The 7,539-nt window shown below is 58.7% G+C and carries 9 protein-coding genes; 5 read left to right on the top strand and 4 right to left on the bottom strand.

What is annotated here, in order from left to right:
• Positions 1–63 precede the first annotated feature (63 nt).
• Complete coding sequence (locus WBB95_RS05715) at positions 64–462, bottom strand: DUF2177 family protein (protein WP_424486671.1); 399 nt, start codon at positions 460–462, stop codon at positions 64–66.
• Positions 463–514: 52 nt separating this feature from the next.
• Positions 515–1,351: a CvfB family protein gene (locus tag WBB95_RS05710; protein WP_424486670.1), complete on the bottom strand. Its 837-nt coding sequence runs from the start codon at positions 1,349–1,351 to the stop codon at positions 515–517.
• A gap of 322 nt (positions 1,352–1,673) precedes the next feature.
• On the opposite strand from WBB95_RS05710, the gene WBB95_RS05705 reads away from it, so the two are divergent.
• The 3 genes from WBB95_RS05705 (at position 1,674) to WBB95_RS05695 (ending at position 3,714) form a co-directional block, all read left to right on the top strand.
• On the top strand, positions 1,674–1,853 hold the full coding sequence (locus WBB95_RS05705) for a hypothetical protein (protein ID WP_003193095.1): 180 nt from the start codon (positions 1,674–1,676) through the stop codon (positions 1,851–1,853).
• Positions 1,854–2,058: 205 nt separating this feature from the next.
• Complete coding sequence (locus WBB95_RS05700) at positions 2,059–2,781, top strand: TorF family putative porin (protein WP_424486669.1); 723 nt, start codon at positions 2,059–2,061, stop codon at positions 2,779–2,781.
• Positions 2,782–2,847: 66 nt separating this feature from the next.
• Positions 2,848–3,714 (top strand): DUF6279 family lipoprotein, encoded by an 867-nt coding sequence (locus WBB95_RS05695; protein ID WP_424486668.1) that lies wholly within the window; start codon positions 2,848–2,850, stop codon positions 3,712–3,714.
• 23 nt (positions 3,715–3,737) lie between these two features.
• On the opposite strand, the gene WBB95_RS05690 is transcribed toward WBB95_RS05695, so the two are convergent.
• Positions 3,738–4,127 carry a transcriptional regulator gene (locus WBB95_RS05690; RefSeq protein ID WP_424486667.1) on the bottom strand — a complete coding sequence of 130 codons (390 nt, stop codon included), beginning with the start codon at positions 4,125–4,127 and terminating at the stop codon, positions 3,738–3,740.
• A gap of 154 nt (positions 4,128–4,281) precedes the next feature.
• On the opposite strand from WBB95_RS05690, the gene WBB95_RS05685 reads away from it, so the two are divergent.
• Positions 4,282–4,557 carry a hypothetical protein gene (locus tag WBB95_RS05685; protein ID WP_424486666.1) on the top strand — a complete coding sequence of 92 codons (276 nt, stop codon included), beginning with the start codon at positions 4,282–4,284 and terminating at the stop codon, positions 4,555–4,557.
• Between the two features lie 51 nt (positions 4,558–4,608).
• Here WBB95_RS05685 and WBB95_RS05680 read toward each other — a convergent pair whose 3' ends face one another.
• On the bottom strand, positions 4,609–5,955 hold the full coding sequence (locus WBB95_RS05680) for a DEAD/DEAH box helicase (RefSeq protein ID WP_094950258.1): 1,347 nt from the start codon (positions 5,953–5,955) through the stop codon (positions 4,609–4,611).
• Positions 5,956–6,148: 193 nt separating this feature from the next.
• Here WBB95_RS05680 and WBB95_RS05675 point away from each other — a divergent pair, with 193 nt between their 5' ends.
• On the top strand, positions 6,149–7,447 hold the full coding sequence (locus WBB95_RS05675) for a mechanosensitive ion channel family protein (RefSeq protein ID WP_424486665.1): 1,299 nt from the start codon (positions 6,149–6,151) through the stop codon (positions 7,445–7,447).
• Positions 7,448–7,539 lie beyond the last annotated feature (92 nt).

The raw sequence follows: 7,539 nt of genomic DNA, 5'->3' as shown, positions 1-7,539 counted from the left end.
GTTTACGACAGCTTGGATACGCGGACTGCGCTCAGCAACGGTGCACAGAAATCCTGTACACAATCATTGGTGCACCCGATGTGCACACAGGTAACCGACGGTGCAGCAAACGGCACTGAGGACCGTGCCCCAGGCCATGTCCATCAGCGCCAAGCCTGCGGACCAGCCCTGCAACGTGGCCCAATTGCTCAGGTCATAGGTGCCATAAGCCACCAGCCCCAACAACGCGCCAAGGCGTGCCGCACGCTGCCAACTGCCGCTGGGCAGCACCACGAACACCACACAACCGGTGACATACAGGAGATAAAACAGCACGGCGGGCAACAGGCGCGGCTGATCAAGCATCAGCGGGCCGAGCAGGCCCTTGTAGGTCGGGCCCATAAAGACGCCGAGCCAGAGGCCGTCGAGCACCAGAAAGGCAAGCAAGGTGCCGAGGTAGGCGAAGATGATTTTTCTGGGCATTAAGACAACCTCCGTAGACGCCGATTGGCGCCTACGGAAGAGCCAACGGCAGTCAGCTTAGTTCAATGCGATCCGCGTGAATCACAATCTGGCCCTGCTTGTAGAGCGCGCCAATGGCTTTTTTGAAGTTGCCCTTGCTGACGCCGAACAAGTTGCTGATCACCGCCGGGTCGCTTTTATCGCTGACCGGCAGGGAGCCGTTGTTTTCGCGCAACTTGGCGAGGATCTTCGAGTTGAGGCTGGACGCCGCTTCCTGGCCGACCGGCTGCAGGCTCAGGCTGATGTTGCCATCGGCGCGAATCTCTTTGATGAAGCCTTTTTCTTCTTTGCCCGGGCGCAGGAACTTGAACACTTCATTCTTGTGAATCAGGCCCCAGTGCTTGTTGTTGATGATCGCCTTGAAGCCCATGTCCGTGGCTTCAGCCACCAGCAGGTCGACTTCCTGGCCAACCTGGTAGCTGGCCGGCGTCTTGTCCAGGTAACGATCCAGGCGCGCGGTGGCGGTGATGCGCTTGGTGTGCTTGTCGAGGTAGACATGCACCACGCAGTATTCACCGGCGGTCATCTGGCGTTTTTCTTCGGAATACGGCAGCAACAGATCTTTCGGCAAGCCCCAGTCGAGGAACACGCCGATGCTGTTGACTTCGACGACTTTCAAACTGGCAAATTCGCCGACTTGAACTTTCGGTTTTTCAGTCGTGGCGATCAGTTTGTCATCGCTGTCCAGATAAATGAAAACGTTAAGCCAGTCTTCATCCTCGCTGGGAATATCTTTTGGGATATACCGATTAGGCAAGAGGATTTCGCCATCTTGCGCACCGTCCAGGTACAAACCAAAGTTAGTGTGTTTCACCACTTGCAAGCTGTTGTAGCGCCCGACTAAAGCCATTTCCAATACCCTCATTGCGTGGGCGGCATTCTACCCGAGTTGCGCTCGCGACGCGCGCACGCCTGAGAAATCGAGGCCCTGCGTGGCGTTTTACTGGCACCGCCCCGCTCGTCTGATCAGATGAATGAATTCTGCTTGGGTGCATGCGTCTGTTGCGCCTGTGGTTTCGAGTTAAAACAGTCAGTTAGAGGTTTATTTCGACGATAAACTTCGGTTATTTATAGCTGCGGCCCTTATTCCCGGGGGATATTTGCCAAGCAATTGTCAAGTATTTCCTGTACGATGCCTGGCCAAGTTAATTTTCTACAGGTTAGTGGCCGCCATGCGCGTAAAAGCATCCAACAGCAAAGCAAAGCCAGCTCCCGCCGTTGAAACCAGCGAATCGATCAACAGCCAGATCGCTGCTTTTCTCAAGTCCGGCGGCGAAATCCAGCAAATTGCCAAGGGCGTGAGCGGCCAGACTTTCGGCCCGTCCAAGCAGATCAGCCTGGGTAAAAAGTAAGACTTCGCGACACACCTGGTCCCTAAGCGCCTTGCCTTCAAGGCGCTAGGACTAGAGCCGGAAACACCCTCTCAACACCTTCAACACCTTGTTAATCGACGAACGGGCCTCATCTCCTGGCATTCGCCGGTATGCTTGCACACGTCTAGCACGGGCATCTCCCGACTTCCTTCATCACTGCTCCTCGCTTTTCATGGAGTGAAGCATGCTTAAACCCTGCATTTTTCTGGTCGCCGCCCTCGCCGCGAGCCCCCTTGCCGAAGCGCAGATCTTTCAGCGCGAATTGGGCGACTTCGACCTGAAGTTGGGTACCACGCCGAGTCGAAGCATGGCTCAGGGCCTGGTCAAACCTACATCGCCTGGCAGCGACTCCTTCCATGGCGGGCTGGACCTGAGCCATGACAGCGGCCTGTATATCGGCCAGTTTTCACCGAACATGGGCCTTTCCTCGACCAGCAACCTCGAAGTCGATTCCTACATGGGCTTCAAACACCCCTTCGACCAGACCCTGGGCTACGAAGTAGGATTAATCCACTACAGCTACCCCAAGCTCAGCCCCCTCGACAGCCAGGAGTTCTACGGTGGCCTGAACCTGCTGGGCAACCGGTTCGGCGCGTCGTTCAGCAACGACCCGGACCGCCAGGACAGCACGCTGTTTGCCGACCTCGGCGGTACACAGCCGTTCGGCATCGGCGTCAGCATGAAATACACCACCCATCAGTTGGGCTCTCCCGTCTCGGTCGAAGGCGGCTCTATCAGCACCTTCAGCGACTGGTCGGTGCAACTCTCCCGGCAGTGGAGGGGCGTTGACCTGAACCTGATCTACAGCGACTCCAGCCTGAGTGGCGGCGACTGCTCGGCTTACTCCGGACATAACTCGCAATGCGATGGCCTGTTGACGCTGAAGGCTGCACGATCGTTTTATTGATGGGCTGAACTGTCGCCCCTCCAGCAGGTTCACATGCATTAACCTCCTCTGCGCAAGGACTCGCCCATGCTGCGTCGGCTCAAACTACTGGTGGTACTGCTGACCCTGAGCGTGGTGCTTGCCGGCTGCAATCGCGTGGGGCTGGCCTACCGCAACCTTGATGTGATCATCCCCTGGACGCTCAATGACTACCTGGACATGAACGCCGGGCAAAAGAGCTGGTTCAACGACAAACTCAAGGAGCACCTGGCCTGGCACTGCACCACGCAACTGCCGGGTTACCTGGATTGGCTGGACCGTTTGCAACAGATGGTCGAGAACAACCAGGTCACCGACGCCGCACTGCAGACCCGTACGGCCGAGGCAGAACAGGCGATTGCCGACATCGCACGCGAGATCACGCCGTCAGCGATCGAGTTGCTCAAGGGCCTGGACGATCAGCAAGTCAAGGACATGAACGACGCGCTGGCCAAGGACCTGCGCAAGCGCCAGGACGACTACCTCAAGCCGCCGCTGGAGCAGCAGATCAAGGAACGCGCGCAGCGCATGAGCAAACGCCTTGACGCCTGGATGGGCCCGTTGAGCGCCAGCCAGCAAAACCGCGTCACGGCGTGGTCAATCGCCTTGGGTGAACAGAATCAGGAGTGGATCAGCAACCGCGCGCATTGGCAGGCGCTGTTTATCGACGCGGTGAAGAACCGCCAAAGCGCCGACTTCCCGCAGAAAATCCAGCAGCTGCTGGTGGATCGGGAAAGCCTCTGGATGCCGGAATACAAAGCGGCTTACGCCCGTACCGAGGCCGCCGCGCGCAGCCTGATCGTCGACCTGATAGCCGAGAGTACCGCACAACAGCGCGTCAAACTGACCCAGAAAATCGACAATGTGCGCAGCGACTTCAAGGCATTGAAATGCCTCAAGGCCGCCACGCTTTAGCCCGGGAGAGCCGTGTTATGACCTCAGGCGATCTGCGCCTTGGACGCAACTTCAGCAAACGTCGCCGGGTCCAACGCATCCCCTTGTTCATCCAGCACTTGGCGCGGATGGTCATTGCCCGGGATCGAGCTGTCGATCAGCGCCAGCAATTGCGCGCCGAGGGCGGTCAAGACGAAGTTCTCGCCATTGCCGCCCTCTTCCTCCGGACGTGATTCGATAAAGCCACGCTTGAACAACAGCGCCTCGTAATCCGCAGCGGTCTTTTTCAACGCATCCAGGTTGCCGGTGGGCTCGCCCGCCGTGGCCTTCTCGGCGGCTTCCTGTTCGGCATACTTGCGTGGGGCAAAGCTGCCTTCGCCGTTCTGCACTTCATGCAGCAGACGTTCGATCAAATCCCAGTTGTAAGTCGTCATCCTGATTCCTCCTGCAGGCTGATGAAAAGTAGCCCGTCAAAAGGTGTGACAGGCCACGTCACTGGCCGTTCAGCTGGATAGACAAGCGTCATTTCTCTGAACTTTCCAGACGTTCGCGCCCTCAACAGCACACCACTGCCAAGGAGGTCCGCCCATGAAAACCCTGATGAACCTGGCCATCGCCGCCGCGCTGTTCAGCGCCCTGCCCGCGTGGGCATGCACGCCTGAAGAAGCCACGGCGAAACGCGAACAACTGGCCAAGGAAGTGACTAAACTCACCGAGCAGAACCCGGCCAAAGCCAAGGAAATCAATGATGAGTTGCAGCACATGAACCTGGAAACCGCCAGCGCGGATCTTCCGGACAAGTGCCAACTAATCGACCAGCGCCTCAAGGAGCTGGACGAAGCCGCCGCCAAGGCTAAAAACTGAAGGCATAAAAAAACCGGACATCGTCCGGTTTTTTTTCGTGTCAGCGCAGCATTACTCGGCAGCAGGCGCTTCCGGCTTGCGGCGCTTGAGCGGCGCCATGCCGTCCTTGCTGACGAGCGACAGGTTGTCGGTCTTCGGCCGGTTGGCGATCTTGCGCTTGGTCGGCGACTTGGCACCGGCCTTTTTCTTGTCGCCTTTGGCGTCGACTTTTTTCTTCTTCACGCCAACAGCCTTGCCCGACGCCTTGACCTTCTTCGGCCCGGTGTAAGTGCCTTTGACTTCCTTGATGGTGCGGCGCTCGAACGACTGCTTGAGGTAGCGCTCGATGCTCGACATCAGATTCCAGTCGCCGTGGCAGATCAACGAAATCGCCAGGCCGTCGTTGCCGGCTCGCCCGGTACGCCCGATACGGTGCACGTATTCGTCGCCGCTGCGGGGCATGTCGAAGTTGATGACCATGTCCAGGCCATCGACGTCGAGGCCGCGGGCGGCAACGTCGGTGGCAACCAGGATTTTCACGCCGCCGGCCTTCAGGCGGTCGATGGCCAGCTTGCGGTCCTTCTGGTCTTTCTCGCCGTGCAGCACAAACGCTTTGTAATCCTGAGCCACCAGGCGACCGTAGATGCGGTCGGCTGCAGCGCGGGTGTTGGTGAACACGATGGCCTTCTGATAGGTCTCGTTGGCCAACAGCCAGTTGAGGATCTGCTCTTTGTGCACGTTGTGGTCAGCGGTCACGATCTGCTGACGCGTAGTGGCGTTCAGGTCGCTGACGTTGTTGACCTGCAGGTGCTCAGGGTTGTTCAGGATCTTGGCGACCATGTCGCGCAGGGTCGAACCGCCGGTGGTGGCGGAGAACAGCATGGTCTGCTGGCGATTGACACATTCAGCGACCAGGCGCTGCACGTCATCGGCAAAACCCATGTCGAGCATGCGGTCGGCTTCGTCGAGCACCAGCACTTCGACTTCCTTGAGGTCAAGGTTACCGGCGTTGAGTTGCTCGATCATGCGGCCCGGGGTGCCGATCAGGATGTCCGGCACCTTGCGCAGCATGGCGGCCTGGACCTTGAAGTCTTCGCCACCGGTGATCAGGCCGGACTTGATGAAGGTGAACTGCGAAAAGCGCTCCACTTCCTTCAGGGTCTGCTGGGCCAGCTCGCGGGTCGGCAGCAGGATCAGGGTCTTGATGCTGACCCGGACTTTGGCCGGGCCGATCAGGCGGTGCAGAATCGGCAGGACGAAAGCGGCAGTCTTGCCACTCCCGGTTTGAGCCGTCACCCGCAGGTCACGCCCTTCGAGCGCGAGCGGGATGGCCGCTGCTTGCACAGGCGTAGGCTCGACAAATTTAAGCTCGGCCACGGCTTTGAGCAGGCGTTCGTGCAGGGCGAATTGGGAAAACACGGGTGCTACCTCGAAGAAATACAAAATATCAGCTGCATAGGGTAACGGTTTCGGGCGTCCAAACCGAGTTTCTTTACGCGAACGGCGCTAATCAGCTGCTTTTTTGTGAGTGAATTTGTCCGTCAAGCCAACTTTGTTGCACTTAAATGCTCTAATCGGCCCCTGTTGTCTTACAGAAGAATCGGTTTTACCCATGGATATCAAACAGCTCTGGCTCAACATTCAAGACCTTTGGGGCGCCCTCGATGAACACCCGGTGTTGCATTCCAGCCTGGGTTTGCTGGTGTTGCTGGTGGTCGCCTTGTTGCTCGGACGGGTGGCGCGCTACCTCATCCTCCACGCCGTCAAATTGCTCGGCCGGCAACCGGCCCTGCATTGGCTCAATGACTTGCGGCACAACAAAGTCTTCCACCGCCTGGCGCAGATGACGCCGTCCCTGGTGATCCAGTTCGGCCTGTACCTGGTGCCGGACCTGAGCAAGACCGCCACCCTGTTTATCGGCAATGTGGCGCTGGCATTCACCATCCTGTTCATGACCCTGGCCGTCAGCGCCCTGCTCAATGCCTTGCTCGATATCTACGCGCGCACCGAACACGCGCGCACGCGTTCAATCAAGGGCTACGTGCAACTGGCAAAGATGGTGCTGTTCGTGTTTGCCGCGATCATCATCGTCGCCACCCTGATCGACCGGTCGCCACTGTTGCTGCTGTCGGGTTTGGGTGCGATGTCGGCGGTGATCCTGTTGGTCTACAAGGACACCCTGCTGTCGTTCGTCGCCAGCGTGCAGTTGACCAGCAACGACATGCTGCGGGTCGGCGACTGGATCGAAATGCCCCAGGTCGGCGCCGACGGCGACGTGGTCGACATCACGCTGCACACGGTCAAGGTGCAGAATTTCGACAAGACTATCGTCTCCATCCCTACCTGGCGCCTGATGTCCGAGTCGTTCAAGAACTGGCGCGGCATGCAGGCCTCCGGCGGGCGGCGCATCAAGCGCAGCCTGTATATCGACGCCAGCGGTGTGCGTTTCCTGCGTGACGATGAAGAAGTGCGCATGACCCAGGTACACCTGCTCACTGACTACATCGGGCGCAAACAATCCGAGCTCAAGGCCTGGAACGAAGCCCAGGGCAATAGCGCGCAGCTGTCGGCCAACCGCCGCCGCATGACCAACCTCGGCACCTTCCGCGCGTATGCCCTGGCCTACCTGAAAAGCCACCCGGACATCCAGCCGAACATGACCTGCATGGTGCGCCAGATGCAAACCACCGCCCAAGGCGTGCCGCTGGAAATCTACTGCTTCACCCGCACCACGGCGTGGGCGGATTACGAGCGGATCCAGGGGGATATCTTTGATTATTTGCTGGCGGTGCTGCCGGAATTCGGCTTGAGCCTGTATCAGCAGCCGAGCGGCAATGATTTACGTGCGGGGATGTTGCCGGCGGTGTTGGGGGCGAGTCATGTGCCCGCCCCCGAAAAAAGTTTGACCTGACGCCACACCCCAATGTGGGAGCGGGCTTGCTCGCGAAGGCGTCGTGTCAGGCAAATATTTACTGAGTGATACACCGCCTTCGCGAGCAAGCC

Source organism: Pseudomonas sp. (assembly GCF_049645325.1).
Taxonomy (GTDB): Bacteria; Pseudomonadota; Gammaproteobacteria; order Pseudomonadales; family Pseudomonadaceae; genus Aquipseudomonas.
The sequence above is the reverse complement of the archived record's forward strand: the minus strand, read 5'-3'. Positions and strand labels throughout refer to the sequence as shown.

What these genes read in the sequence shown, in the direction of transcription:
- WBB95_RS05715 (WP_424486671.1), bottom strand. Translation starts at nt 462, where the DNA reads ATGCCCAGAAAAATCATCTTCGCCTACCTCGGCACCTTGCTTGCCTTT.
- WBB95_RS05710 (WP_424486670.1), bottom strand. Translation starts at nt 1,351, where the DNA reads ATGGCTTTAGTCGGGCGCTACAACAGCTTGCAAGTGGTGAAACACACT.
- WBB95_RS05705 (WP_003193095.1), top strand. Translation starts at nt 1,674, where the DNA reads ATGCGCGTAAAAGCATCCAACAGCAAAGCAAAGCCAGCTCCCGCCGTT.
- WBB95_RS05700 (WP_424486669.1), top strand. Translation starts at nt 2,059, where the DNA reads ATGCTTAAACCCTGCATTTTTCTGGTCGCCGCCCTCGCCGCGAGCCCC.
- WBB95_RS05695 (WP_424486668.1), top strand. Translation starts at nt 2,848, where the DNA reads ATGCTGCGTCGGCTCAAACTACTGGTGGTACTGCTGACCCTGAGCGTG.
- WBB95_RS05690 (WP_424486667.1), bottom strand. Translation starts at nt 4,127, where the DNA reads ATGACGACTTACAACTGGGATTTGATCGAACGTCTGCTGCATGAAGTG.
- WBB95_RS05685 (WP_424486666.1), top strand. Translation starts at nt 4,282, where the DNA reads ATGAAAACCCTGATGAACCTGGCCATCGCCGCCGCGCTGTTCAGCGCC.
- WBB95_RS05675 (WP_424486665.1), top strand. Translation starts at nt 6,149, where the DNA reads ATGGATATCAAACAGCTCTGGCTCAACATTCAAGACCTTTGGGGCGCC.